Here is a 25,998-nt window from a genome sequence, read left to right as displayed (position 1 = left end):
CGTGTGGACGCGCAGCACCGGGACCAGCCCGCACCGACCGTTGGGGAGGTCGGCGAGCTCGACGTCCTCGACCGCATCGTCCGACGACTCCCGGTCGGCGCCCCGATCGTCGGCCCGGGTGACGACTGCGCGGTCCTCGCCGCTCCCGACGGCCGGTACGTCGTGACCACGGACATGATGGTGCACGGCCCGGACTTCCGCTGGGCGTGGTCCTCGCCGGAGGACATCGGCTGGAAGGCCGCCGCGACGAACCTGTCCGACGTCGCCGCGATGGGCGCCCGGCCGACCGGGCTCGTCATCGCGCTCGCGGCCCCGCAGGACACGCCGGTGACCGTGCTCGAACGGTTCGCCGACGGGGTGCGTCTCGCGGTCGAGGCCCTCGCCCCCGGCTGCGGCGTCGTCGGCGGCGACCTCTCCACATCGTCGACGTTCACGGTCGCGGTCACCGCGTTCGGTGACCTCGCCGGTCACGCGCCGGTGCTCCGGTCGGGCGCACGCCCCGGTGACGTCGTCGCGGTGTCCGGAGAGCTCGGCCGCGCCGGCCGCGGGCTCGCACGGCTCTTCCGCGACGGGGTGGACGGGGCCGGGGAGCCCTCGCGCACCGCGACGGTCGCGAGCGGTGCCGACGCCGATCCGGACGTCGCCCGGCAGCGGCGCCCGGTCCCGCCGATCGGTGACGGCGTGCTCGCGGCGGAGTCCGGCGCCACCGCGATGCTGGACCTCTCGGACGGGCTGGCGATCGACGGTGGACGGCTGGCGCGGGCGAGCCGGGTGACGCTCGACCTCGATCCGCGGGCGGTCCCGGACGCGTTCGTCCTGCACGGCGGCGAGGACCACGGGCTCCTCGCGACGTTCCCCGCCGAGGCCGTCCTGCCCGGGGGCTTCCGCCGCGTCGGGGAGGTGCGGGACCGTGCCGGGCACGACGTCCTCCGCGGCGGCGAAGCGGTCCCGACGACCGGCTGGGACCCCTACGCGGACTGGGACGGTGCGACGGGCTGAGCTGCGCCCGCACCGCGCGCGACACGACCTGCCTTGCGACCTGTCCCGTCCCGTCGGCGGAGGCGAGCTGAGCAGGCGGAGCCGACCCGTGCCTCCAGGCCGGCCACACGACGAGCGTGACGCTCAGACGGCGGCGACCACGGCCTCCCACGCGACGGTCTCCCCGTAGCTGCGCTTGCTGAACGGCTCGAGGCCCGCCGGCCACGTCGGCTCCGGGGACCGCTTGCTGCGCTCCACGACGACCACGGCGTCGCGCGTCAGCCGTGGCACGAGTGCCTCGAGCACCTCGCCGATCTCGTGCTCGGTGACCTCGTACGGCGGGTCGATGAACACCAGGTCGAACGTCCGCACCGTCTGCCGCAGGAACCCGAGCGCGGGTTGCGCGTGCACGTCGATCCGCACGCCAGGCACGCGCTTCTGCACCGCGCGGGCGTTCTCCTTGCACACCGCCGCCGCGCCGGACGCGCGGTCGACGAGGACGACCTCGACCGCGCCGCGCGACGCCGCCTCGAGCCCGAGGGCACCCGTGCCCGCGTAGAGGTCCGCCACCGCCGTGTCGTCGACCAGCCCCCGCGACTCGAGCGACGAGAACAGCGCCTCGCGCACGCGGTCGCTCGTCGGCCGGGTGCCGGACTTCGGCACCCGGAGCGTCGTGGAGCCTGCGGCGCCGGCGATGATGCGGGTCATGCAGCCACCGTACCGGCCCGCGACGACGCCCCGGCGTTCTCCACAGGCCGGCCTGGAGGCACGGTGCGCGTCGGTCGTGCCGGGTAGCGTTGTCGTGTGGTCACCACCGGTCCGAACGCTGCCCCGGCCGCGCCCGCGCCGTCTGCCGACGGCGGGCTCGACACCCGACTGTCGAGCGTGCTCGGCGGCCGGACCGCGAGCGCCGTCGAGAAGGCCTTCGGGTACCGCACGGTGGGGGAGCTCCTCGAGCACGCGCCGCGCCGGTACGCCGAGCGTGGCGCCCTGACCGCGCTGGACTCGCTCGCGATCGGCGAGTCGGTGACCATCGTCGCCGAGGTCGTCGACGTCCGCGAGCGCACGATGCGTGCCCGTCGGGGGTCCATCCTCGAAGCCAAGATCGGCGACGGCAAGGGCCTGCTCACGCTCACGTTCTTCAACCAGGGCTGGCGCACGAAGGACCTCGTGCCGGGGGCGCGCGGGGTCTTCGCCGGCAAGGTCGGTGACTACCGCGGTGCCCGGCAGCTCGCCCACCCCGACTACGAGCTGTTCGACCGCGACGACCCCCGCTCGCTGGCCGACCCCGGCTCGGACGAGGCCATCCGCTGGTCGCGGCAGCCGATCCCGATCTACCCGGCCACCGCGTCGCTGTCGTCGTGGCAGATCGCGAAGGCCATCGGCGTGGTGCTCGACACCCTGCCCGACCTCGACGACCCGATCCCGGCGTCCGTCCGCGCCCGGCTCGACCTCGTCCCCTACCGACGTGCGCTCGAACTGCTGCACCGACCCGAGAAGGTCGCGGACTTCAAGCGCGCGCAGGACGCCCTCCGCTACCGCGAGGCCTTCGTCCTGCAGACCGCCCTCGTGCAGCGCCGGATCGCCGCACGCGCGGTGGCGTCGACCTCGCGGTCGGCGTCGCCGGGCGGCATCCTCGACCGTTTCGACGCGACGCTGCCGTTCACGCTCACCGACGACCAGCGCTCCGTCGGGGCCGAGATCGCGTCGGACCTGGCCGGCACCTGGCCGATGCACCGGCTGGTCCAGGGCGAGGTCGGATCCGGCAAGACCCTCGTGGCGATCAGGGCGATGCTCACGGTGGCGGAGTCCGGCGGGCAGTCGGCGCTCATCGCCCCGACGGAGGTCCTCGCCGCGCAGCACCTGCGGTCGATCGTGAAGTTCCTCGGGCCCGACCTCGCGGCCGAGCTGCGTCCGGTGATCCTGACCGGGTCGCAGTCGACTGACGAGCGTCGACGTGCCTTGCTCGCGGCGGCGTCCGGCAGCTCACGGCTCGTCGTCGGGACGCACGCGCTCCTCGGTGACCGGGTCGACTTCGCCGAACTCGGACTCGTGGTGGTCGACGAGCAGCACCGCTTCGGCGTCGAGCAGCGCGAGGCCCTGCGCACCAAGGGCCAGACGCCGCCGCACGTCCTCGTCCTCACCGCCACGCCGATCCCGCGCACGGTCGCGATGACGGTGTTCGGCGACCTCGACGTCTCCACCATCGCCGGGGTGCCGTCGGGCCGCGCCGGCGTCGAGACCTTCACCGTCGGGCTCGCCGAGCACCCCGGCTGGGAGACGCGCATCTGGTCGCGCATGGCCGAGGAGCTCGCCGCCGGGCGTCAGGCCTTCGTGGTGTGCCCGGCGATCGACGACGTGCACGCCGAGGACGACGGCGAACCCGCACCCGAGGCCCCGGCCGACGACGACACGCCGAAGCGCGCCCCGGCGACGGTGCTCGCGACGGCGGAGCGCATGCGGCAGATGCCGGTGCTCGACGGCCGCCGCATCGAGGTGCTGCACGGGCGGATGACCGCCGACGAGAAGGACCGCGTCATGACGATCTTCGCCGCAGGGGGCATCGACGTCCTCGTCGCGACGACCGTCATCGAGGTCGGGGTCGACGTGCCGAACGCCTCGATGATGGCGGTGCTCGACGCCGACCGGTTCGGGGTGTCGCAGCTGCACCAGCTCCGTGGGCGCATCGGCCGCGGGCAGTACGCCGGCGTGTGCCTGCTCGTGACCACGGCCGAGCCCGAGTCCCCGTCGCGGGAGCGCGTCGACGCCGTGGCCGCCTCCGACGACGGGTTCGAGCTCGCGCGGGTCGACCTCGAGCTCCGGCGCGAGGGCGATGTACTGGGCGAGCGGCAGTCCGGCGGTCGTTCGTCACTCAACCTGCTGCGCGTCGTCGAGCACGCCGACCTCATCGTCGACGCTCGCGAGGAAGCCGAGCGTGTCCTCGAGCCGGACCCGGAGCTGGAGGGGCACCCGGCGCTCCGGGAAGCCCTCGCCCGACGCCTGGACGAGTCCGACGCGGCCTTCCTCGGCAAGAACTGAGCCGTCTGCCGGGCGCCAGGTAGGGTCGCTGGCATGGCGCAGATCGCGGTCGTCCCCGGCTCCTTCGACCCCGTGACCCTCGGGCACCTCGACGTGATCGGGCGTGCGGCGGGACTGTTCGACGAGGTCCACGTCCTCGTGGTGCACAACCCCGACAAGAAGCCCGCGATGTTCGAGGCCGCCGAGCGGGTCCGGCTCATCGAGGAGTCACTCGTCGAGACCGGCGTGCGGGACAACGTGCGGGTCGGAGAGTGGACCGCCGGGCTCCTGGTGGACTACTGCCGGCAGGTCGGTGCGACGGTCCTCGTGAAGGGTGTCCGCTCGGGCGAGGACGTCGCGTACGAGACCCCGATGGCGATCATGAACCGACACCTCGCCGACGTCGAGACGGTGTTCCTGCTGCCCGAGGCATCACGCGCCCACGTGTCGAGTTCGCTCATCCGGCAGGTGGCGACCCTCGGGGGCGATGTCACCCCGTACGTGCCCGAGGTGGTGGCGCGCGCCCTGTCGGAGCAGACGGCCCGCTGACCCGGGCATCCGGCGAGGACACGCGGGCCGCCCGCCTCGACGTACCGTCCGGATGCCGCTAGGCTTGTCGATCGTGTCTTCCCCCGTGAACAGCCCCTACGCCCTGCGCGTGCGCGACCTCGCGCACCGTCCGGGCGAGATGCGCGAGCACTCGCTCGACGTCGAGGTGCCGGACGCGATGGGTGCCGGGGTCATCTCCGTCCGTCAGGGCGCGCCGATGCACCTCGACGTCCGCCTCGAGGGGCTGCGCGAGGGCGTCCTCGTGTCCGGACACGCGTCGGCCGAGGCGTTCGGGGAGTGCTCCCGGTGCCTGATCGAGATCAGCGAACCCGTCGAGGTCGATTTCGCGGAGCTCTTCGCGTACGATGTCTCGGAGGATTTCGACTTCTTCGTTCGCGATGACCACGTGGACTGCGAACCGGTCGTTCGAGATGCGGTGGTGCTGTCGCTGCCGTTCCAGCCGGTCTGCCGACCGGACTGCCCAGGCCTCGACCCGGAGACGGGTGAGCGTCTGGCTGACCTCGAGGAACACACCCCTCGCGAGGTCCTGGACCCGCGCTGGGCCGCCCTGAGCGGTTTCCAGCCGACCGACGACAGCAACACCCCTGACCAGAGCCCCGAGGGCGACGGCCGCACGTCGGCCTGAACCGCCCTCGCCACTGACCACCGACCAACCGAAAGAGAACCACCATGGCCGTTCCCAAGCGCAAGCAGTCCCGTGCCAACACGCACGCCCGTCGTTCGCAGTGGAAGGCCGCGCCGGTCCAGCTCGTGAAGACGATCGAGAACGGCAAGGTCACCTACAGCCTCCCGCACCGTGCGAAGGTCGTCGAGGACTCGGCCGGCACCCCGCTGTACATGGAGTACAAGGGCCGCAAGGTCGCCGACGTCTGATCGGACCGAACGCATGACCACGACGTCCGGCGCCACGGGGTCCCGCCCCGTGGGGCCGGACGTCGTTCGTCTGCGCGGGCAGCTCGCCGTCGACATCGACCTCGAGCTGCTCCAACTCGCCCTGACGCACCGCTCGTACGCGTACGAGCACGGTGGCATCGGGCACAACGAGCGGCTCGAGTTCCTCGGCGACTCGATCCTCGGCCAGGCCGTGACCGTGAAGCTCTTCCGGTCGTTCCCCGACCTCGACGAGGGCGAGCTGGCCAAGCGCCGTGCGAGCCTCGTCTCGACGGTCGCCCTCGCCGAGATCGCCCGCATGATCGGGCTCGGTCAGTACCTCCGCCTCGGCAAGGGCGAGGAACAGACCGGCGGCCGTGACAAGTCGTCGATCCTCGCCGACACCGTCGAGGCCGTGATCGGTGCGACGTACCTCTCCGCGGGTCCCGACCCGGCGACCGAACTCGTGCTCCGCCTGGTCGAGCCGCTCCTGGTCGACCCGGACCGCTTCGGTGCGGCGATGGACCCGAAGACGAGCCTGCAGGAGCTCGCTGCGACGCTCGCGCTCGGCAACCCCGCGTACCGGGTCACCGAAGAGGGTCCTGATCACGACAAGACCTTCCACGCCACCGTGGTGCTGCAGGGCGAGGACGTCTCCGCCGGCGCCGGATCGAGCAAGAAGGCTGCCGAGATGGCCGCAGCGCTCCAGGCCTGGACGAAGCTATCCGGCCGCGACGGCTCGCCGCGCGCAGGTGCCGACGCCGACAGCGCGGCCCGGACCGCGTAACCGGTGCCCGAGCTCCCCGAGGTCGAGGTCGTCCGCGCCGGCCTCGAACCCGCCGTCAGCGGTGCCCGCGTGCTCCACGTGGACGTCGTCGACGACCGCGCACTCACCCGGCACGACGGCCCGGCGGAGGACTTCGCCGACCGCCTCACCGGTCGCACCATCGCCGCGGCCGTCCGACGCGGCAAGTTCCTCTGGTTCCCGCTGCGCCCCGAACACGAGGGCGAACGGCCCGAGGCGCTCGTCACACACCTCGGCATGTCCGGCCAGGTGCTCCTCGGTCGCGACCGACCCGCGGCGAAGCACCGGCGCATCCTGATCGACGTGCAGCCGACGGGCACCGATCGCGACGGGGTTCCCGAGGCCCCCGTGCAGCTCGAGTTCGTCGACCAGCGCACCTTCGGCTCGATGGCGCTCGACCCGATGGTGCCGACCGTCGACGGCGCTCCCGCTGGTCACGCCGGGCACGTCGACGAGACGAACCCGGCTGCGCCGTGGCGTCGGAGCATCCCGCACCAGGTGTCGCACATCGCGCGCGACCCGCTCGACCCGGCGTTCGACGACGACCGCTTCATCGCGGCGGCGCGGAAGCGCGCGAGCGGGATCAAACGTGTGCTGCTTGACCAGGGCGTCGTGAGCGGCATCGGCAACATCTACGCCGACGAGTCGCTGTGGGCCGCGAAGCTCCACTACGACCGACCCGCGGAGCGCCTGACCCGGGCGGACCTCCGTACGGTCCTGACCGAGGTCCGGAGCGTCCTCGGGCGGGCACTCGAGGACGGCGGCACGAGCTTCGACGCGCAGTACGTCAACGTGAACGGGCAGTCCGGGTACTTCTCGCAGCGGCTCAACGTCTACGGACAGCAGGGGAAGCCGTGCCCCCGGTGCGGCACGACGATCGTCCGTGAGGCCTTCATGAACCGGTCGAGCCACATCTGCCCCGTGTGCCAACCGCGCCCCCGCGCCCGCAGGCGTTAGCCTGCCCGCAGCAGCACAGCCAGCAGCACAGCCCGCAGCAGCGCAGCAGACCGCCCGGAGACCGCATGTACTTGAAGAGCCTGACCATCAAGGGGTTCAAGTCCTTCGCGCAGCCGACGACGTTCGCGTTCGAGCCCGGTGTCACGTGCATCGTCGGGCCGAACGGTTCCGGCAAGTCGAACGTGGTCGACGCCCTCGCGTGGGTGATGGGGGAGCAGGGCGCGAAGACCCTCCGCGGCGGCAAGATGGAGGACGTCATCTTCGCCGGCACCTCGACCCGCGGTCCGCTCGGTCGCGCGCAGGTGCTCCTGACGATCGACAACACCGACGGCCTGCTGCCGATCGAGTACTCCGAGGTGACGATCTCCCGCACCCTCTTCCGCAACGGCGGGAGCGAGTACGCCATCAACGGCGAGAACTGCCGCCTGCTCGACGTGCAGGAGCTCCTCAGCGACACCGGCCTCGGGCGGGAGATGCACGTCATCGTCGGCCAGGGGCAGCTCGACAAGGTGCTGCACGCCACCCCGGAGGACCGGAGGGGGTTCATCGAGGAGGCCGCGGGCATCCTCAAGCACCGCCGCCGCAAGGAGAAGACGCTCCGCAAGCTCGAGGCGATGCAGACGAACCTCACGCGGCTGTCCGACCTCGCGGGGGAGATCCGCCGACAGCTCAAGCCGCTCGGACGACAAGCCGAGGTCGCGCGGAAGGCCCAGTCGGTCGCGGCCGTCGCCCGGGACGCCAAGGCGCGCATCCTCGCCGACGACGTGGTCCGGCTCCGGCGGGAGCTCCACGAGCACCTCGAGGTCGAGACCGGCCGGAAGTCCGAGCGCATCGTGCTGCAGGAACGCCTCGACCGCACCCGCGCCCGGCAGCAGCAGGTCGAGCAGAGCATGGTCGGCGACGACGTCGACCGTGCCCGCACGGTGGTGCACCGGCTGGAGAGCGTCCAGGAACGGCTCCGCGGCCTGTCGAGCCTCGCGAACCAGCGCCTGATGTTCCTCGCGCAGCAGGCCGACGCCCCGCAGCAGGGTCCGACGGTGACACCGGAGCGTGTGCAGTCCGTCCGCGACGAGGCCGACCGGCTCGAGACCCGCGCCGAGGAGATGGCCGCCGACTCCGGTGCCGCCGCGGCCCGGGTGCAGGAAGCGCGGGCCGCGCTCGACGCCCTCGACGAGCAGATCGCCGCCCAGGCCGCCCTGGTCTCGCAGCACGACCTCGAGGCACAGCGGCTGGCGTCCGCCGTCGACGTCGCCCGGTCCGAGCGCGGCTCGGCGGTGGCCGACCGGGAGCGCCGCGAACGCGCGCTGGCCGAGGCGACCGACCGCGCCGAGCGTGCCGCCGCGGCCCTCGCCGACATCGGGGCCGACCCGTCCGAGGGTGTCGACGACGCTGCGCTGACCGCCGCCGTCACGACCACCCGCGAGCAGCAGCAGGCAGCCCAGACGACGCGCGACGAGCTCCGCGACCGACTCCACGCCCTCGAACGCGAGCGGGACGCGCTCGACGCCCGGGTCACGGCCCTCGCGATGTCGATCGACGTCCGCGACGGGTCGCAGGCCCTCATCGAGGCCGGCCGTGCCGGCATCGCCGGCCGGCTCGCGGACAGCCTCACCGTCGAGCCCGGCTACGAGGGCGCGGTCGCCGTCGCCCTCGACGGACTCGCCGACGCCGTGCTCGCAGCGGACCGGGCGGTCGCGCTCGACGCCGTCGAGCACGCTCGGACCGCGGACCTCGGGCGCGTCGACGTGGTGGTCGCGGATCCCGACCCGGCCGCCTCCGCCGGCGCGGGGACGCTGCCCGACCGGCTCCCCGCCGGGGTCCGCCGCGCCGTCGACCTCGTGCAGGGACCCCCGGCGATCGCCGCGATACTGCGGGCCACACTGATCGCGGTGGACGAGGACGTCGACCTGGAGGCCGTGCTCACCGCCGCCCCGCAGGCCACGGTCGTCACGCGGTCCGGTGACGTCGTCCGGGCCGTCCGGGTCACGGGCGGCGGGGAGCGGATGACCAGCCGCATCGAGCTCGTCGCGGAGCGCGACGCAGCCGTGACCCGGCGGGACGCGGTCGCGAGCGACGTCGAGGACGCCGGCACGCGCCTCCAGGCCGCTCGTGCCGCCGTCGACGAGACGAGACGCCGGGCGGAGGAGGCCGACCAGGCGTCCCGCGCGCACGCGAAGGCCGCAGCCGAGTACGACCGCAGCAGCGCGTCGTCGCGGGCGCGCGCCGAGAACGCGGCGGCCGAGGTCGACCGTCTCCGAGCAGCCCTTGCCGAGACGGACGGTGCGGTCGAGTCCGCCGAGGCCGTGCTCGCCGAGGCCGACGCGGCCCTCGCGGCGTTCACCGACCAGCCGCGGCCGACGGTCGACGCGTCCGGACGTCCGGCCCTGCTGGACGCACTCGAGGCGGCCCGTGCGGCCGAGATCGAGCAGCGCATCCAGGTGGAGACGGTGCGCGAGCGGGTGCGGGCCGAACGGAACCGGGCCGCCGGCCTCGAGCGCCAGCTCCGGGCCGAGCGGGCCGCGGCGGAGGAAGCCGCCCGACGCGCCGTCGTCCGACGCGGACAGATCGCCGTCGCCGAGGGGGTCCTCGCCGATCTCCCCGGTGTGCTCGGTGCGGTCGACCGGTCGCTCGCCGAGGCCCGCGTGCGCCTCGCGAACGAGGAGTCCGAGCGGTCGAAGCGCAACACCGAGCTGCAGACGATCCGGAACGAGGAACGCGAACTCCGCGACCGCCTCCAGACCCTGACCGACGGCGTGCACTCCCTCGAGATGGAGATCTACGAGAAGAAGCTGCACGTGTCGGGCATCCTCGACCGGGCGCAGAGCGAACTCGGGCTGGTCGAGGCGGTCCTCGTGGCCGAGTACGGTCCGCACGTGCCGGTCCCCGTCGACGTGCTCGTGGACCCGCGGGTGCTCGCGCGGAAGCACCGGGAGGCCGAGCGAGCGCGGGCCGCAGCGGCAGCCCCTGCGGTGACCCCGGACGACGAGGCCGAGCCGGTCAGGGTTGACGAGGACGAGGCCGATGCGGTCCTCGTCGACGCCGAGTCCACCCTCCCCGGTGGTCCGGCCCTGCCCGAGTACGACGCCACCGACGACGTCGACCCCGACGCGGTCGAGACCGTCCCGTACGTCCGGGCCGAGCAGGAGCGTCGGCTGAAGGCAGCCGAGCGCGACCTCGGCCAGCTCGGCAAGGTGAACCCGCTCGCACTCGAGGAGTTCCAGGCGCTCGAGCAGCGGCACGCGTTCCTCGCCGAGCAGCTCGAGGACCTGCAGAAGACCCGGACGGACCTCATGACGATCATCGAGGAGCTCGACCAGAAGATGCAGACCATCTTCGAGGCCGCGTTCCACGACACCCGCGAGGCCTTCGACGTCATCTTCCCGATCCTCTTCCCGGGTGGCTCGGGGTCGATCACGCTGACGAACCCGGACGACCTGCTCGCGACCGGTATCGACGTGCAGGTGAAGCCCGCCGGGAAGAAGATCGACCGGCTGACCCTGCTGTCCGGCGGGGAGCGGTCCCTGGCGGCGGTGGCGCTCCTCGTCGCGATCTTCACCGCGCGCCCGTCGCCGTTCTACATCATGGACGAGGTCGAGGCGGCGCTCGACGACGCGAACCTCGGGCGGCTCCTGACCGTGTTCGAGCGGCTCCGGGAGGCGTCGCAGCTCATCGTCATCACGCACCAGAAGCGGACGATGGAGATCGCGGACGCGTTGTACGGCGTGTCGATGCGGCAGGACGGCGTGTCCGCCGTGGTCGGGCAGCGCGTGCAGGCCCGATCAGCGGAGCCGGCGGACGCGGTCGCGTAGCGGCCGGGGCCGAGACTCGCGCTGAGCGACAGTACTCGCGCTCGGGAGGGCGAGAACTGTCGCCCAGGCGGAGACTCGGCGCGCGCGGGCTCCCGGCCGCGCACCTGACGGACGGGCGCGCCCCGCCCAACGCTTCGCGTTGCCGCTGAGCGGGGCGCGCCCGTCCGTCAGAGGGTGACGACTACTTCGCGTCGGCCTCCACGGCCTCCTTCGGCTGCCCCGTCGGGGTGAGCCCGCGCTCCTGCCGCTTCTTCGAGACCACCAGCGAGGCGACCGTCGCGACCGCGATCGTCAGCGCGATGAAGCTCAGCGAGAACCAGATGGGGATCTCGGGGGCCCACTCGATGTGCTCACCGCCGTTGATGAACGGCAGCTCGTTGACGTGCATCGCGTGGAACACGAGCTTCACGCCGATGAAGGCGAGGATGACGGCCAGGCCCTGGCCGAGGTAGATGAGGCGCTCGAGCAGTCCGGCGATGAGGAAGTAGAGCTGGCGCAGACCCAGGAGCGAGAACGCGTTCGCGGTGAACACGATGAAGGCGTCCTGCGTCAGACCGAAGATCGCCGGGATCGAGTCGAGGGCGAAGAGCACGTCCGTGAGGCCGATCGCGACCATGACGAGCAGCATCGGGGTGAAGAGGCGCTTGCCGTCGATCTTCGCGGTGAGCTTGTCGCCGTGGTAGTCGTCGGTCGTCGGGATCACCTTGCGGAGCGTCCGGATGAGCTTCGAGTCGCCCTCGGAGTCGTCGTGCCCGCCGCCCTTCGCCTGCGACCAGGCGAGCCAGAACAGCAGTGCGCCGAACAGGTAGAACACCCACGAGAAGTTCTCGATGATCGTGACGCCGAGGGCGATGAACACACCGCGGGCCACGAGGGCGATCGCGACGCCCACCAGCAGGACCTTCTGCTGGTACTCCTTCGGCACCGCGAAGCTCGTCATGATGATGAGGAAGACGAAGAGGTTGTCGACCGACAGCGCCTTCTCGGTCAGCCAGCCGGCGAAGTACTCGCCACCGGCCTGCCCGCCGCCGAAGACGAGGATGCCGACACCGAACAGGATGGCGAGGCCGACGTAGAACGCGGACCAGAACGCCGATTCCTTGATGTGCGGGACGTGCGGTGTGCGCACGTGCGAGTAGAAGTCGAAGATCAGCAGGCCGAGGATGCCGGCGATGGTGATCAACCAGACGAGGATGGGGACGTCCACGGGTTTCCCTTCAGGTCAAGAGCGCGCAGCGCGCGCAGGAGCCTGAAGGTCTCTTCCACCCGTCGGTCCGTGTGTCGGGCCGGGGGCCGGTGCCCCGGGTCCGGATCGTTCCGGACCGTACTGACGAGGTCACCGAGGAGGAATACTCCCCTTCAGGAGTCGAGGATACCGGGCACGGCGCACACCCGTCGCGCTCTAAGCTGGGAACATGGCGAGTTCCTGGTCACTGTCCTCCCGGCTGCGCGGGCTGTTCCAGCGCAAGACGATCGACGAGACCACGTGGGACGACCTCGAGACCGCGCTCATCGGCGCCGACTTCGGCCCGGACATCTCCGAGGCGATCATCGAGGACCTCCACGAGCGCGTCGACCGCTACGGCACGACGGACCCCGCCGACCTGCAGCGCATGCTCCGCGAGGTCCTCGAGGAACGGCTGTCCGAACTCGACACCACGCTGAAGCTCAGCAACCGGCCGGCCGTCGTGCTCGTCGTCGGCGTGAACGGCGTCGGGAAGACCACCACCATCGGCAAGTTCGCGAAGTTCCTCAAGACGTACGACCGCACCGTCGTGGTCGGCGCGGCGGACACCTTCCGTGCGGCCGCGGTGGAGCAGGTCGCGACGTGGGCGGAGCGCGCCGGCGTCGACGTCGTGCGGCCCGCGCAGCCCGGGCAGGACCCCGCCTCCGTGGCGTACCAGACGGTCGAGAAGGCGATGCGCGAGGGCACCGAGATCGTCGTCATCGACACCGCGGGTCGGCTGCACACCAAGGCCGGGCTGATGGACGAGCTGTCGAAGATCAAGCGCGTGGTCGAGAAGCAGACCGAGATCGCCGAGGTGCTCCTCGTGCTCGACGCCACGACGGGGCAGAACGGGCTCGCGCAGGCACAGGCCTTCATCGAGGGCGCGGGCGTCACCGGGCTCGTCATCACGAAGCTCGACGGCTCCGCGAAGGCCGGGTTCGTGCTGAGCGTCCAGGAGAAGACCGGCATCCCGATCAAGCTCATCGGGCAGGGCGAGGGCATCAACGACCTCACGGGCTTCACGCCGCACGTGTTCGTGCAGAACCTCGTCGGCTGAGGATCACCGTCTGGGCGGCTGCGCGACACCCGTCCGCGAACGCGGTCACCTGGTGACGAGTAGCGTCTCGGTCGGCCCGGGCACCCGCTCGGTCTCGTTCCAGGGATTGGAGACCCCCATGCCCGCACTGCTGATCATCGCGATCATCGTCGGCCTCGTCCTGCTCTTCAGCGGCATCTTCGTCGGTGCCCTCAAGTTCCTGCTCTGGGTGGGCCTGGTGATCGTGATCCTCGCGATCATCGGGTGGCTGCTCCGGAGCATCCGCGGTCGCGCCTGACGCGACCCTCTGACGGACGGGAGGCGCGTTGCCAGCTGGCACCGCGCCTCCCGTCCGTTCTGTGGTCTCGCGCGTTCGCGAAAGCGACAGTTTGCGCTGCACCGTTCGCGTGGTCCTGTCGCTTTCGTGCTGCGAGCACTGTCGCTTTCGCGAGAGCGACTGTGTGCGCCCGGCCGTCCACGTGCTCCTGTCGCTTTCGCGGGACCCATCGCCCCGCGCCCCGCGCCCGCGCGCCCCGGGCCTCAGACGGCCTGACGGCCGGCCGGGGCCTCCAGCAGGTGGGACAGGTGCTCCGGCACCGAACCGCCCCGCGCCACCGTCGCACGCGCCCAGAGGCGCCCGGCCCGGTAGGACGACCGCACCAGCGGTCCCGCGAGCACGCCCGCGAACCCCATGTCCTCGGCGATCTCGCGGAGGTCGACGAACTCCGCAGGGCTCACCCAGCGCGCGACCGGCAGGTGCCGCGGCGACGGCCGGAGGTACTGGGTCAGCGTGATGATGTCCGTGCCGGCCTCGTACAGCTGCTCGAGCGCGTCGATGACCTCGTGCCGCTCCTCGCCCATACCGAGGATGAGGTTCGACTTCGTCACGAGACCGGCGTCGCGGCCCTGCGTGATGACGTCGAGCGAGCGCTCGAAGCGGAATGCGGGGCGGATCCGCTTGAAGATCCGCGGGACCGTCTCGACGTTGTGGGCGAACACCTCGGGGCGGGCGTCGAACACCTGGCCGAGCTGGTCCGGCTGGCCGTTGAAGTCCGGCACGAGGATCTCGACGCCGGTGCCGGGGGAGTGCTCGTGGATCTGCCGGATCGTCTCGGCGTAGAGCCAGGCGCCGCCGTCGTCGAGGTCGTCCCGGGCGACACCGGTCACGGTCGCGTACTTGAGGCCCATCGACACGACCGAGTCCGCGACGCGCCGGGGCTCCCCACGGTCGAGCGGGCTCGGCTTGCCGGTGTCGATCTGGCAGAAGTCGCACCGCCGGGTGCACTGCGAGCCGCCGATGAGGAACGTCGCCTCGCGGTCCTCCCAGCACTCGAAGATGTTCGGGCAGCCGGCCTCCTGGCAGACGGTGTGGAGCTGCTTGTCCCTGACGAGGGCGGACAGGTCGCGGAACTCCGGGCCCTGGGTGGCGCGGGTCTTGATCCACGCGGGCTTCGTCTCGATCGGGGTCTCGGCGTTCCGGGCCTCGACGCGGAGCAGGCGGCGGCCTTCGGGAGCGAGCGTCATGCGGGGACCTCCTGCAGGTCGGTGGTGCGGTCCGGGTCGGACGGGAGGCGCGGCTCGCCACCGGCTGACCGGTCTGGGCTGGCGGGGTGGCCGGCTGATGCGATCCGTCGGCCTGCGTGCATGCCGTCGAGGGCCGCCTGCACGAGCGGTGCGACGAGACCGGCGACGGCGTCGACGGTGACGGGACGTCCGGCCGCGCGACTCAGGGTCGTGACCCCGGCGTCGGCGATGCCGCACGGGACGATCGCGGCGTAGGCGTCGAGGGCGTTGTCGCAGTTGATCGCGATCCCGTGACTCGTGACGCCCTCCGCCACGTGCAGGCCGATGGCACCGACCTTGTCGTGGTTCGAGCCGTCGGGACGGGGAACCCAGGCCCCGCTGCGGCCGTCGACCCGTTGGGCTGCGACACCCACGGCGGCGGCCGCGTCGATGAGGACCTGTTCGAGGTCGCGCACCCACGCCACGACGTCGATCGGCCGAGCCAGCCGGACGATCGGGTAGGCCACGAGCTGCCCGGGGCCGTGCCAGGTGATGCGGCCGCCGCGGTCGACCTCGACCACCAGGGAGCCGTCGGTGGGCAGGTCGCTCGGCTCGGTGCGGCGCCCCGTGGTGTACACGGACGGGTGCTCGCAAAGGACGAGCGCGTCGGGGGAGCGACCGGCCACGACGTCGGCGCGGAGGCGCTGTTGCAGTGCGAGGCCTTCTGCGTAGGCGAGCAGCCCCGGCACCCGGACGATCTCGAGTTCCGGCATGAGCGTCAGCGTACGGCAGTTTCTGGACGCCGTACAACAACCGCTTCCCCCCTCGGTCGGGACGGTCGGTGGTCGCCTTGTAGAATCGACGGATCATGGCGCAATTCGGTTCACTCTCCGACCGGCTGACAGAGACCTTCCGCAACCTGCGGAGCAAGGGTCGCCTGTCCCCGTCCGACGTCGACGGCACCGTCCGCGAGATCCGACGGGCGCTCCTCGACGCCGACGTCGCGCTCGAGGTCGTCAAGTCCTTCACCGCCTCCATCCGCGAGCGTGCGCTCTCGGACGAGGTGAACAAGGCGCTCAACCCGGCGCAGCAGGTCGTCCAGATCGTCAACGAGGAACTCGTCGGCATCCTCGGCGGGCAGCAGCGCCGCCTCGAGTTCGCGAAGCGTCCGCCGACGGTCATCATGCTCGCGGGCCTCCAGGGTGCGGGCAAGACGACGCTCGCGGGCAAGCTCGGCAAGTGGCTCAAGAAGGACGGCCACACCCCGATGCTCGTCGCGGCCGACCTCCAGCGTCCGAACGCCGTGCAGCAGCTGCAGGTCGTGGGCGAGCAGGCCGGCGTGCACGTCTTCGCCCCGGAGCCCGGCAACGGCGTCGGCGACCCGGTGAAGGTCGCGAAGAACGCGATCAAGGCCGCGGTCGACCAGCAGTACGACACCGTCATCGTCGACACCGCCGGTCGCCTCGGTGTGGACGCCGAGCTGATGAAGCAGGCCGCGAACATCCGCAAGGCCGTCGACCCGGACGAGGTCCTGTTCGTCATCGACGCGATGATCGGTCAGGACGCGGTGGCCACGGCCCGCGCCTTCCAAGAGGGAGTGGACTTCACCGGCGTCGTCCTGTCCAAGCTCGACGGTGACGCCCGCGGTGGTGCGGCCCTCTCGGTCGCGAGCATCACCGGCCGCCCGATCATGTTCGCGTCCACGGGCGAGGGGCTCGACGACTTCGAGCCGTTCCACCCGGACCGCATGGCGAGCCGCATCCTCGACCTCGGCGACATCCTCTCGCTCATCGAGCAGGCCCAGCAGGCGTTCGACGAAGAGGAAGCTCGCGCGGTCGCCGAGAAGATCGCGAGCGACTCGTTCACGCTGGACGACTTCCTCGGCCAGATGCAGCAGCTCCGCAAGGCCGGCTCCATCAAGGGCATGCTCGGCATGCTCCCGGGCGCGAAGGGCATGCGCGAGGCGCTCGACAACTTCGACGAGGGCGAGATCGTCCGGACCGAGGCGATCATCCAGTCGATGACGAAGCAGGAGCGCCAGCTCCCGAAGCTCCTCAACGGCTCGCGTCGTCTCCGCATCGCGAAGGGTTCGGGGACCACAGTGACCGAGGTCAACGCCCTCGTGAACCGCTTCGAGCAGGCGGCGAAGATGATGAAGACCGTCGCCCGCGGTGGCGTGCCGCAGATGCCGGGCATGGGTCCCATCCCGGGCATGCACGGCGGCAAGAAGAAGCAGCAGCAGCAGGGCGGTGCGAAGAAGAAGAAGGTCGGCAACCCCGCGAAGCGCGCCGCGCTCGCGTCGGGTGCGGCGGCGCAGCCGCAGCAGCAGGCGCCGCAGGGCTCCGGTTTCGGCTTCGGTGGTGCCAACGCGAAGAACCCGAAGGCGCCCACCGAGGAAGAGATGCAGTCGCTGCAGAAGTTCCTCGGCCGCTGACGCGAGGTCGCTGACGCGAGGTCGCTGACGCGAGGTCGCTGACGCGACCCGGAGCGGACGGGAGGCCCGTGGCGGATTCGCCACGGGCCTCCCGTCCGTCTGTCTGGTGGCGTCTAGAGCGAGTCGCGCAGCTCGGTGACCAGGTGGCGGACGACGGCGCGGAGGTCCCCGCCGTTCTCGCGCGCGACCTGGAGCTGCCGCTGGTACGACGCCCCCTGCTCGATCATCGTGTCGAGGTGGTGCAGCTCCTGCTGGCAGCCGAGCCGCTCCGCGATCGGGTCGAGGCGCTCGACGAGGTCGTGCACCTCGTCGGTGACGAGCCGTTCGTCGCCGGCGGCGTTGGTGATGATCTCCGCCTCCATGCCGTAGCGGGCCGCGCGCCACTTGTTCTCACGGATGAACCACTGCTGCATCGACGGCAGGACCTCGCCGCGGTCGAGCCGGTCCGACAGCGCGGTGACGAGGCACTGGACGAAGGCGGTGACCGCGCCGACCTCGTGCAGGGTCGAGATGCCGTCGGACACCCGGTTCTCGAGCGTGCCCCAGCCCGGTGAGGGACGGATGTCCCAGCGGAGGTCCTTGAACCCGTCGATCACGCCGGTCTTGGTGAGGTCGTCGACGACGGTCTCGAAGCCGCTCCAGTCGTCGATGCCCGGCGGCAGTCCGCCCGTCGGCAGCTGCTGGAACATGAGTGCACGGTTCGAGGCGTAGCCGGTGTCGGTGCCGGCCCAGAACGGGCTCGACGCGGTGAACGCCTGCAGGTGCGGCACGTAGGCGAGCATCGCGTTCATGATCGGCACCGCCTTGTCGCGGTCGTCGATCCCGACGTGCACGTGCACGCCCCAGATGAGCATCTGCCGGCCCCACCAGCGCGTGCGGTCGATGAGCGTGTTGTAGTGCTCGCTGTCCGCCGTGATCTCCTGCTGGTCCCACAGCGCGAACGGATGCGTGCCGGAGCACATGACCTGGGCGTCGAGGGGCTCGGCGGCGTCGATCACCTCGCCGATGATCCCGGAGAGCTCGGACGTGGCGCCCTCGACGGTGGTGTGCACGCCGGTGACGACCTCGACGGTGTTCGTCAGGAGCTCCTCGGTGACCTTGTCCGGATCACCGAGCCGCTCCTGCACCGCCCTGATCACCGCCGGGGCCCGGGGGGTGAGGTCGCCGGTGTCCCGGTCGACCAGGGGGAGTTCCCACTCGACACCGATGGTCGACGGGTGGGACTCTGTGAAGCGGATGTCCATGCGGCCATCCTGCCGGTCGGTTGTCGGACATGCACAAGGAACGCCGTCACCGGTCGTGCACCTCGCTCCACCAAGTTGTTCCATCACGGTACTACCGTGGAATCGCTCACAGGGAAGAGGTCCGCATGCAGTTGGTCGTGCGCGGTTCGTCCGCACCACTCGTCGGGGAGATCGACGTCCCGGTCTCCAAGTACCACGCGCACCGGGCGCTGGTGCTGGCATCACTCGCGAAGGGGACGAGCGTCGTCTCCGGTATCAGTTCCACCCGGCAGGTCGAGTGGACCGTCGGCACGCTCCGGGCCCTCGGCGTCGACGTCAAGCGTCGAGGGGACGAGTACCACGTCACCGGCCTCGGCGGCCGCTACGCGGCGACGGACGTCGTCGACCACGGCTCGCGCGGCGCGGACGGGATCCTCAACATGGGGTCCTCCGGTACGACGCTGTACTTCATGACCGGGCTCGCCTCGCTGGCCGATCGCCCGATGACGCTCGTCGGCATGAAGTACTTCCAACGCCGGCCGATCGGTGCCCTGCTCGCCTCGCTCACGCAGATGGGCATCGACCTCGAGGCGACGAACGACTGCCCACCGGTCACGGTCCAGCCGAGGCGACCCCGAGGCGGCGACGTCTCGATCGCCGGCACGCTGTCGCAGTGGATCTCCGGGCTGCTCCTCGTCGCGCCCTTCGCCGAGCAGGAGACCCGGGTCCACGTCACGGGCGGTCGGTTGAACGAGCAGCCGTACGTCGAGCTGACCGTCCGGATGATGCGCGAGTTCGGGCTCACCGTCGAGGTCTCCGACGACTGGCTCGAGTACCGGATCCCGGCCGGGCAGCAGGCGACCCCGCACGACTACGTCATCCCGCCGGACATCGGTTCGGCGGCGTTCGGGATCGCGGCCGCCGGCATCCGCGAGTCGGACCTGCTGCTCCGGGGCATGCGGGCGACCACCACGGCGGAGACCGACCACCCGGAGAGCGAGTTCCTCGACCTCGCCGCCGCGATGGGGGTGCCGATGCGGATCGACGAGGCGACCGGCTTCGTGCGGATCCAGCACGACGGGTCGCCGCTCCGGGCCCTCGACATCGACTGCCGGCCGATCCCGGACCTCCTGCCCGTCCTGTCCACGATGGCGACCTTCGCCGAGGGCACGACCCGCCTCTGGAACGTCGCGCACATCCGGCTGAAGGAGTCCGACCGCGTCGCCGCGATGCTCCAGCTCAACCGCATGGGCGGCCGCGCCGAGCAGGGTGCCGACGAACTGCGCGTGACCGGAGTCCGCCCCGGCGGGCTGCACGGCTCCCCGATGTCCTCCTTCAACGACCACCGCGTGCTCATGTCCCTCGCCGTCGCCGCGTCGAAGGCCGAGGGCACGAGCTCCCTGACGTACCCGCGCGCCTACCGCATCTCGTACCCGACCTTCCTCGAGGCGATGAACGGCGTCGGTCTCGACATGGAGGTCGGTGACGCCCTGCTGGCCCGTGCCGACCGGGACGACCGGATGGACGCCACCACCTCCGAGCCGACCGACCTCGGTGAGGACACCGGCACGCCCGCCACGCAGGACGCGCCGGACGCCGCGCTCGCGACGTCCCCCGACCTCCCCGAGCCGGCCGGGGTCGACGCCGACCCGCTCGTCCTCAGCGAGAAGGTCCGGGCGCTGTCCGAACAGGACCCGGACGGCCTCGCGGTCGTCGAGGTCGGCGGCGCAGTCCCCGTCGAGACCACCTGGAAGCAACTGCAGGACGAGGCCGACCGCGTCTCGGCGCTCCTGCTCGAACTCGGCGTCCGGCGGGGCGAGTCCGTCGCGATGCAGCTGCCGAACTGGCGCGAGTTCGTGTCCATCACACTCGGTGCGATCCAGATCGGTGCCGTCGCGACCCCGATCATGCCGGTCTTCGGTCCCCGAGAGACCACCATGACGCTCGCCCGCTCGAAGGCCCGCGTGGTGTTCCTGCCGAACGTGTTCCGCAAGCGCCGCCCGGCCCTCGAGCTCCTCGACGTGGTCGACGAAGCGCGGGCACAGCGGCGGCGGCTGTCGGTCGAGCACGTCGTCGTGCTCCGTGCCGAGGCCCGCGGCCAGGGCGACGTACCGAACGACCAGCCGCCGCTGCCCGCCGACGCGGCCGAGCGGGTCGCGGCGAGCGCCTGGAACTGGCGCTGGTTCGACACCGCGCTCGGCTCGGTGCAGGTGGACGTCGACCAGATCCGTGCGAACGCGCCCGGGCCCGACGACGTCTGCCAGCTCCTCTTCACGTCGGGCACCACCGGCGAGCCGAAGGGCGTCCAGCACCCCCACCGGACGCTCGGCCTCGCGACCGCGATGCACGTCGCGCAGTCCGGGCTCACCGCCGACGACCGGATCTACATCCCGTCGCCGCTCGCCCACCAGACCGGGTTCCTGTACGGCATGCTGCTCGCGTTCCGGCTCGGTGCTCCGCAGGTCATCCAGCCGGTGTGGGACGGCCGGGTCGCGCTCGAGCAGGCGTTCGGTGTCGCGAAGGCGTCGTTCGTGCAGTGCGCGACACCGTTCCTGACCGACCTCGTCGACCTCGTCGAGGACGGAGCACCCGCACCCGAGAGCCTGCGCGTCTTCGTCCCGACGGGTGCCGCGGTGCCGCGGGCCCTGGCGCAGCGGGCGAGCACGGTGCTCGGGAGTGCGATCCTCGGGGCGTTCGGCACGAGCGAGACCTGCCTCGGGGCGCTGTCCAGTCCGTCCGACGACCCGGCCGACGCGTACGGGCACGACGGCCGGGCGCTGCCGGGCATCCGGATCCGCATCGTCGACGACGAGGGCCACGAGCTCCCCGCCGGCACCGAGGGCAACTTCGAGCTGCACTCGCCGACGATGTTCGACGGCTACCTCGACCGTCCGGACCTCACCGACGACGTCTTCACCGAGGACGGCTGGTACCGCACGGGCGACCTCGCGACGGTCGACGAGAAGGGCTTCCTCTCGATCACCGGGCGCGTCAAGGACGTCATCAACCGCGGTGGCGAGAAGATCCCGGTCGTGGAGATCGAGAACCTCCTCTACCAGCACCCCCTCGTCACCGACGTCGCGATCGTGGCGATGCCCGACGAGCGCCTCGGTGAACGTGCCTGCGCCTTCGTCGTGCCGGCGGCGGGGGAGCGGCTCGACCACCGGGGGATGCAGCGGTACCTCGACAACGCGGGCGTGAGCAAGTACTACTGGCCGGAGCGGCTCGAGTACATCGACGAGCTGCCGCGGAACGCGGTCGGGAAGGTGCAGAAGAACGTGCTGCGCGACCGCGCTGCGGAACTCGTCGCGGACGCCCCCACCACCACGAAGGAGAACGAGACACGATGACGATCGTCGAGCAGACGACCGAGGCCTTCGACGAAGCGGCCTTCGAGCAGCTCAAGGCCGAAGTGACCGCGTGGGTGCGCGGCCGCGGTGAGGAGTGGGCCGAGGAGATCGAGCGCACCGGCCGGGTCGCCCCCGAGCTGTTCCAGGAGCTCAAGGAGAACGGCTGGCTCAGCCTCGCCGCACCGCCGGAGCTCGGTGGCGCGGGGATCCCGTTCTCGAAGTACCTCGAGGTCATGGAGATCGTCTCCCGCTCGCACGCCTCGATCCGCATGCTCGTGCACGTGATCAACGGCACCTGGCGCGCCATGGCGCCCTACGCGACGCCGGAGCAGATCGAGCAGGTCGTGAAGCCGAGCGTCGCGGGGGACTCCCTCGTCGCGTTCACGCTCACCGAGGCCACGGCCGGCACCGGAGCGGACATCCGCACGACCGTCCGTCGCGAGGGCGACACGTACGTGATGAACGGCGAGAAGCACCTCATCACGTTCGGCGTCAAGGCCGACCACTGGCTCATCGCCGCCCGCCTCGAGGGCACCTCCGGCCAGGACGGCACCGTCGCGTTCCTCATGCCGAACTCCGGCCTGCCCGGCGCCGAGGTGGTCGACGACTCCGACACGATGGGCATCCGCGGCACCGACCACGCGATCCTCCGCTTCACCGAGACCCCGATCCCCGCCTCCGCCCGCCTCGGCGCGGAGGGCCAGGGCCTCGAGGTCGCCCTCGGCGGCTTCCTCCTGCCGAGCCGCGTCTCGGTCGCGATGAGTGCCGTCGGCCTCGCCGAGCGGGCGAACGAACTCGCGGTCGCGTACGCGAACGAACGCGAGACCTTCGGCAAGAAGCTCTCCAGCCGTCAGGCGATCCAGTTCTACCTGGCCGAGAACTACGCCGACATCGCCGCCGCCCGCGCTCTCGTGCTCGAGGCCGCTCGCGCCTACGAGGAGGGCCGTCCCGACGCCGGCACGCTCTCGAGCGCCTCGAAGATGGTCGCGGTCGACATGCTCGCCCGGGTGACCGACAAGGCACTGCAGGTGCACGGCGGCCAGGGCTACTGGAAGCGCAACGCGATCGAGCGCGTCTACCGCGACGCGCGCGCGCAGCGCTTCGAGGAGGGCACCAACGAGATCCAGAAGCTGGTCGTCGGCCGCGCCGTCGTCACCGGCCAGGCCGGGTTCTGATCCGCAACCACACGACGGCCTGGAGGCGCGGTGCGGGCCCGCACCGCGCCTCCAGGCCCTGAGAACGCAAGGAACACATTGGCTGCAACCACCGCACCCATCGCGCTCATCACGGGAGCCTCCCGCGGCATCGGCCGCCTCCTCGCACAGAAGCTCGGCCAGCGCGGCGTCACCGTCGTGGTGACGTACAAGGGCAACGCCGACCTGGCCGAGGAGTCGCTCGCCGACGTGCGCGCGGCCGGTGGCGACGGCATCACCGCGCAGGTCGACATCGAGCAGCCGGAGTCGATCGACGCGTTGTTCGACCTGGTCCGCGACACCTACGGCCGGCTCGACATGTTCGTCGCGAACGCCGCCGCGAGCGCGTTCAAGCCCGTCGTGGGCCTCAAGCTGCACCACCTCGACCGCAGCTACGCGACCAACGCCCGCTCGTTCGTGCTCGGTGCGCAGCGGGCCGCCGAGCTCATGGACCGCGGTGGCCGGATCGTCGTGGTGACCTCGTACGGGTCGCTCCGGGCGTTCCCGACCTACGCGGCCCTCGGTGCCGCGAAGGCGATGACCGAGGCGTACACGAAGTACATGGCGGTCGAGTTCGGACCGCGACAGATCACGGTGAACGCGGTCAACGGCGGCCTCATCGACACCGACTCGCTCGACTACTTCTACGGTTCCGTGCCGGGGATGGCGCCGATGTCGTCGGTCATCGAGAAGCTCCCGCTCCAGCGGCCGGGCACGGCCGACGACATGGCGGACGCGGTCGACTTCCTGCTGTCCGACAAGGCGTCGTACATCACGGGGCAGACGCTGTCGGTCGACGGGGGGCTGACCGTGATCGCCCCGCCGTTCTGGGCCGACACGACGTCGCCCCTGCGTGACGCCGTCCTGCCTGCGGCAGAGTAGGGGCATGAGCACCGTCGCCATGCCCGACCTCGCCGTCGTCTCCTCGCCGTGGAGCCTCGGCCCGCTGACCCTCCGGAACCGGGTGGTGATGGGGTCGATGCACACCGGGCTCGAGGTGCACGACGACGGCGGGGCCGGCATGGCGGCGTTCTACCGCGAGCGTGCAGAGGGCGGAGCGGCGCTCATCGTGACTGGTGGCATCGCCGTGAGCGACGAGGCCCGGGGTGGCCCCGACTTCGCGGTGTTCGGCGTGGACGGCGCCGACGAGCGCTTCCGCGTCGCTGTCGACGCGGTGCACGACGCCGGTGGCGCCGTGCTCGCCCAGCTCTTCCACGCCGGTCGCTACGCGCTCGTGGGCGGCATGGTCGACCGGCACGGCCGGCCCCAGCGCGCCGTGGCTCCGTCGGCCTTGCCGTGGGCGGCCGCGCGCGGCGTGGTTCCGGAGGAGCTGACCGGCGCCGAGGTCGAGCGCACGATCGAGGACTTCGCGGCAGCCGCCCGGTCGGCGCGGGACATCGGCTTCGACGGCGTCGAGATCATGGCGTCCGAGGGTTACCTCATCAACCAGTTCCAGTCGCCGCTGACGAACCTGCGCGACGACGAGTGGGGTGGCTCGCCGGGACGCCGTCGGCGCTTCGCCGTGGCGGTCGTGCGCGCCGTCCGTGCCGCGGTGCCCGACCTCGCGGTGACGATCCGGCTGTCCGGTGCGGACCTCATGCCCGGGTCGACGAGCGACGACGAGGTCGACGCGCTCGTGCACGAGCTGCTGCCCCTCGGGCTCGACGGGATCTCCGTCGGCATCGGGTGGCACGAGTCCCGCACCCCGACCGTCCAGGCAGCGGTGCCGCACGGCGCCTGGCTGTCGTACGCCAACCGGATCGCCGGCGTGGTCCGTGACGCCGGGTACCCGGAGGTGCGGGTGATCGCGTCGAACCGGATGACGGACCTCCGCGACGGGGAGGCCGTGCTCGCCGACGGCCTGGTCGACGCCGTCGCCCTCGCGCGCCCGTTCCTCGCCGACCCCGCACTCGTGCAGCGCTCGCTCGCCGGCGCGTACGACCTCGTGAACACCTGCATCGGCTGCAACCAGGCGTGCCTCGACCGGTCGATCGTCGGCGCGCCGGTGTCCTGCCTCGTGAACCCCCGCGCCGGGCGCGAGGTCGCGTTCCCGCTCCGTCCCACCACCGCCCCGAAGCGCGTCGACGTCGTCGGCGGTGGACCGGCCGGGCTCGCCGCGGCCGTCGACGCCGCCCGCCGGGGACACGCCGTGACCGTCTGGGAGGCCTCGGACCGACTCGGCGGGCAGTTCGAGCTGGCGTCGCTCGTGCCGGGCAAGGAGGACTACGCCGCGACCGTCCGTGCCGCCAGGGCCGAACTCGCCGAGCGCGGGGCGACCGTGCACCTCGGACGCGCCGCGACCGCCGAGGACCTCGCCGGGAGCGACGCGGTCGTGGTCGCCGTGGGGGTCGTCCCCCGCGAGGTCGACGTCCCCGGGGCGTCGCTGCCGCACGTGGTGTCGTACGAGCGGGCGCTCCGGGAGGGCGTGCCCGCTGGCACCGTGGCGATCGTCGGCGGCGGCGGGATCGGTGTCGACACGGCGGCGTTCCTCGTCGAGTCGCCGGACGAAGCGGCGCGCGCCACGGAGTTCGGGCAGCGCTGGGACGTCGACGTCAGCGACGAGATCGTCGGTGACGTGCCGCAGCGGCTCCCGGCGGCGGCACGCGTGCTGCGTCCGGGACCCGACGTCACGGTGCTGCGCCGCAGCGGCAAGTTCGGCGCCGGCATCGGCATCACCTCCCGATGGGTGGCGATCGGTCGTCTCCGCGACGCCGGGGTCCGCATGGTGGGAGGCGTGCAGGAGTACCTGCGGATCGAGCCAGGTGCCCTGTGGATCCGGGACGAGGACGGCGAGGAGCGACCGGTCCCGGCGGACACCGTGGTGGTGTGCGCCGGACAGGAGCGTCGAGACGACGCGGACGAGCTCGTCGAGGGCCTGCGCTCCGCGGGCGTCCCGTGCGAGGTGGTCGGTGGTGCACGCGACGCACGGAGCGTCGACGCCGTCCGTGCCACGAGCGAGGCACTCGAAGCGGTGCGTCGACTCGCGCCCTGACGCGGAATCTGCAACAATGAACGGTCGAATCG

20 protein-coding genes are annotated in these 25,998 nt (G+C 71.7%); 15 read left to right on the top strand and 5 right to left on the bottom strand.

Annotated features, from left to right (window positions below):
* The first annotated feature begins 3 nt into the window (after window positions 1–3).
* Entirely contained in the window at window positions 4–999 is a 996-nt protein-coding gene (gene thiL, locus ACIPYW_RS14625; RefSeq protein ID WP_400414727.1) for a thiamine-phosphate kinase, read from the top strand.
* Window positions 1,000–1,122: 123 nt separating this feature from the next.
* On the opposite strand, the gene ACIPYW_RS14620 is transcribed toward thiL, so the two are convergent.
* Window positions 1,123–1,686 (bottom strand): RsmD family RNA methyltransferase, encoded by a 564-nt coding sequence (locus ACIPYW_RS14620; protein ID WP_400414725.1) that lies wholly within the window; start codon window positions 1,684–1,686, stop codon window positions 1,123–1,125.
* 96 nt (window positions 1,687–1,782) lie between these two features.
* On the opposite strand from ACIPYW_RS14620, the gene ACIPYW_RS14615 reads away from it, so the two are divergent.
* The 7 genes from ACIPYW_RS14615 to ACIPYW_RS14585 all read left to right on the top strand — a co-directional run bounded on the left by ACIPYW_RS14615 (window position 1,783) and on the right by ACIPYW_RS14585 (window position 11,007).
* Window positions 1,783–4,017 (top strand): ATP-dependent DNA helicase RecG, encoded by a 2,235-nt coding sequence (locus ACIPYW_RS14615; RefSeq protein ID WP_400414723.1) that lies wholly within the window; start codon window positions 1,783–1,785, stop codon window positions 4,015–4,017.
* Between the two features lie 33 nt (window positions 4,018–4,050).
* Complete coding sequence (gene coaD, locus ACIPYW_RS14610) at window positions 4,051–4,545, top strand: pantetheine-phosphate adenylyltransferase (protein ID WP_400414722.1); 495 nt, start codon at window positions 4,051–4,053, stop codon at window positions 4,543–4,545.
* 73 nt (window positions 4,546–4,618) lie between these two features.
* On the top strand, window positions 4,619–5,191 hold the full coding sequence (locus ACIPYW_RS14605) for a YceD family protein (protein WP_400414720.1): 573 nt from the start codon (window positions 4,619–4,621) through the stop codon (window positions 5,189–5,191).
* A gap of 44 nt (window positions 5,192–5,235) precedes the next feature.
* Window positions 5,236–5,439 (top strand): 50S ribosomal protein L32, encoded by a 204-nt coding sequence (rpmF, locus tag ACIPYW_RS14600; protein WP_022905230.1) that lies wholly within the window; start codon window positions 5,236–5,238, stop codon window positions 5,437–5,439.
* A gap of 13 nt (window positions 5,440–5,452) precedes the next feature.
* Window positions 5,453–6,223 (top strand): ribonuclease III, encoded by a 771-nt coding sequence (rnc, locus tag ACIPYW_RS14595; RefSeq protein WP_400414717.1) that lies wholly within the window; start codon window positions 5,453–5,455, stop codon window positions 6,221–6,223.
* A 3-nt stretch (window positions 6,224–6,226) separates the two neighbouring features.
* The gene (gene mutM, locus ACIPYW_RS14590; RefSeq protein ID WP_400414714.1) at window positions 6,227–7,198 is read left to right on the top strand and encodes a bifunctional DNA-formamidopyrimidine glycosylase/DNA-(apurinic or apyrimidinic site) lyase; all 972 of its coding nucleotides are present in this window, start codon (window positions 6,227–6,229) and stop codon (window positions 7,196–7,198) included.
* A 65-nt stretch (window positions 7,199–7,263) separates the two neighbouring features.
* Window positions 7,264–11,007, top strand: coding sequence for a chromosome segregation SMC family protein (locus tag ACIPYW_RS14585; protein WP_400414712.1), 3,744 nt, complete (start codon window positions 7,264–7,266; stop codon window positions 11,005–11,007).
* A 181-nt stretch (window positions 11,008–11,188) separates the two neighbouring features.
* Here the strand turns inward: ACIPYW_RS14585 and ACIPYW_RS14580 are convergent, their stop codons facing one another.
* Entirely contained in the window at window positions 11,189–12,214 is a 1,026-nt protein-coding gene (locus ACIPYW_RS14580) for a TerC family protein (protein WP_400414710.1), read from the bottom strand.
* 208 nt (window positions 12,215–12,422) lie between these two features.
* Between ACIPYW_RS14580 and ftsY the strand changes: the two genes are divergently transcribed.
* Window positions 12,423–13,292 carry a signal recognition particle-docking protein FtsY gene (gene ftsY / locus ACIPYW_RS14575; RefSeq protein WP_400414707.1) on the top strand — a complete coding sequence of 290 codons (870 nt, stop codon included), beginning with the start codon at window positions 12,423–12,425 and terminating at the stop codon, window positions 13,290–13,292.
* 118 nt (window positions 13,293–13,410) lie between these two features.
* Window positions 13,411–13,569 (top strand): DUF4175 domain-containing protein, encoded by a 159-nt coding sequence (locus tag ACIPYW_RS14570; protein WP_141399257.1) that lies wholly within the window; start codon window positions 13,411–13,413, stop codon window positions 13,567–13,569.
* Window positions 13,570–13,811: 242 nt separating this feature from the next.
* On the opposite strand, the gene lipA is transcribed toward ACIPYW_RS14570, so the two are convergent.
* Together lipA and lipB are read right to left on the bottom strand one after the other, a co-directional pair.
* Entirely contained in the window at window positions 13,812–14,795 is a 984-nt protein-coding gene (gene lipA / locus ACIPYW_RS14565) for a lipoyl synthase (protein WP_400414704.1), read from the bottom strand.
* Window positions 14,792–15,547 carry a lipoyl(octanoyl) transferase LipB gene (gene lipB, locus ACIPYW_RS14560; protein ID WP_400414701.1) on the bottom strand — a complete coding sequence of 252 codons (756 nt, stop codon included), beginning with the start codon at window positions 15,545–15,547 and terminating at the stop codon, window positions 14,792–14,794. Before lipB ends, lipA begins: the two co-directional genes overlap by 4 nt.
* Before the next feature lie 95 nt (window positions 15,548–15,642).
* Between lipB and ffh the strand changes: the two genes are divergently transcribed.
* Entirely contained in the window at window positions 15,643–17,208 is a 1,566-nt protein-coding gene (ffh, locus tag ACIPYW_RS14555; RefSeq protein WP_400414699.1) for a signal recognition particle protein, read from the top strand.
* A gap of 113 nt (window positions 17,209–17,321) precedes the next feature.
* Here ffh and ACIPYW_RS14550 read toward each other — a convergent pair whose 3' ends face one another.
* A complete protein-coding gene (locus ACIPYW_RS14550; protein ID WP_290131454.1) occupies window positions 17,322–18,452 on the bottom strand; it encodes a glutamate--cysteine ligase in 1,131 nt (376 codons plus the stop codon).
* A 125-nt stretch (window positions 18,453–18,577) separates the two neighbouring features.
* Here ACIPYW_RS14550 and aroA point away from each other — a divergent pair, with 125 nt between their 5' ends.
* The 4 genes from aroA to ACIPYW_RS14530 all read left to right on the top strand — a co-directional run bounded on the left by aroA (window position 18,578) and on the right by ACIPYW_RS14530 (window position 25,966).
* Window positions 18,578–21,781 carry a 3-phosphoshikimate 1-carboxyvinyltransferase gene (gene aroA / locus ACIPYW_RS14545; RefSeq protein WP_400414696.1) on the top strand — a complete coding sequence of 1,068 codons (3,204 nt, stop codon included), beginning with the start codon at window positions 18,578–18,580 and terminating at the stop codon, window positions 21,779–21,781.
* Window positions 21,778–22,956, top strand: coding sequence for an acyl-CoA dehydrogenase family protein (locus ACIPYW_RS14540; protein WP_400414694.1), 1,179 nt, complete (start codon window positions 21,778–21,780; stop codon window positions 22,954–22,956). The genes aroA and ACIPYW_RS14540 overlap by 4 nt, the downstream gene beginning before the upstream one ends.
* Window positions 22,957–23,034: 78 nt before the next feature.
* Window positions 23,035–23,856 carry an SDR family oxidoreductase gene (locus tag ACIPYW_RS14535; protein ID WP_400414693.1) on the top strand — a complete coding sequence of 274 codons (822 nt, stop codon included), beginning with the start codon at window positions 23,035–23,037 and terminating at the stop codon, window positions 23,854–23,856.
* A 4-nt stretch (window positions 23,857–23,860) separates the two neighbouring features.
* On the top strand, window positions 23,861–25,966 hold the full coding sequence (locus ACIPYW_RS14530; RefSeq protein ID WP_400414691.1) for an FAD-dependent oxidoreductase: 2,106 nt from the start codon (window positions 23,861–23,863) through the stop codon (window positions 25,964–25,966).
* Window positions 25,967–25,998: the final 32 nt, after the last annotated feature.

It is taken from the genome of Curtobacterium sp. NPDC089689 (assembly GCF_044749145.1).
Classification (GTDB): Bacteria; Actinomycetota; Actinomycetes; order Actinomycetales; family Microbacteriaceae; genus Curtobacterium.
The sequence above is the reverse complement of the archived record's forward strand: the minus strand, read 5'-3'. Positions and strand labels throughout refer to the sequence as shown.

Coding starts and splice junctions, on each gene's coding strand:
- ACIPYW_RS14620 (WP_400414725.1), bottom strand. CDS start 1,686: ATGACCCGCATCATCGCCGGCGCCGCAGGCTCCACGACGCTCCGGGTG.
- coaD (WP_400414722.1), top strand. CDS start 4,051: ATGGCGCAGATCGCGGTCGTCCCCGGCTCCTTCGACCCCGTGACCCTC.
- rpmF (WP_022905230.1), top strand. CDS start 5,236: ATGGCCGTTCCCAAGCGCAAGCAGTCCCGTGCCAACACGCACGCCCGT.
- rnc (WP_400414717.1), top strand. CDS start 5,453: ATGACCACGACGTCCGGCGCCACGGGGTCCCGCCCCGTGGGGCCGGAC.
- ACIPYW_RS14585 (WP_400414712.1), top strand. CDS start 7,264: ATGTACTTGAAGAGCCTGACCATCAAGGGGTTCAAGTCCTTCGCGCAG.
- ftsY (WP_400414707.1), top strand. CDS start 12,423: ATGGCGAGTTCCTGGTCACTGTCCTCCCGGCTGCGCGGGCTGTTCCAG.
- ACIPYW_RS14570 (WP_141399257.1), top strand. CDS start 13,411: ATGCCCGCACTGCTGATCATCGCGATCATCGTCGGCCTCGTCCTGCTC.
- lipA (WP_400414704.1), bottom strand. CDS start 14,795: ATGACGCTCGCTCCCGAAGGCCGCCGCCTGCTCCGCGTCGAGGCCCGG.
- lipB (WP_400414701.1), bottom strand. CDS start 15,547: ATGCCGGAACTCGAGATCGTCCGGGTGCCGGGGCTGCTCGCCTACGCA.
- ffh (WP_400414699.1), top strand. CDS start 15,643: ATGGCGCAATTCGGTTCACTCTCCGACCGGCTGACAGAGACCTTCCGC.
- ACIPYW_RS14550 (WP_290131454.1), bottom strand. CDS start 18,452: ATGGACATCCGCTTCACAGAGTCCCACCCGTCGACCATCGGTGTCGAG.
- aroA (WP_400414696.1), top strand. CDS start 18,578: ATGCAGTTGGTCGTGCGCGGTTCGTCCGCACCACTCGTCGGGGAGATC.
- ACIPYW_RS14540 (WP_400414694.1), top strand. CDS start 21,778: ATGACGATCGTCGAGCAGACGACCGAGGCCTTCGACGAAGCGGCCTTC.
- ACIPYW_RS14530 (WP_400414691.1), top strand. CDS start 23,861: ATGAGCACCGTCGCCATGCCCGACCTCGCCGTCGTCTCCTCGCCGTGG.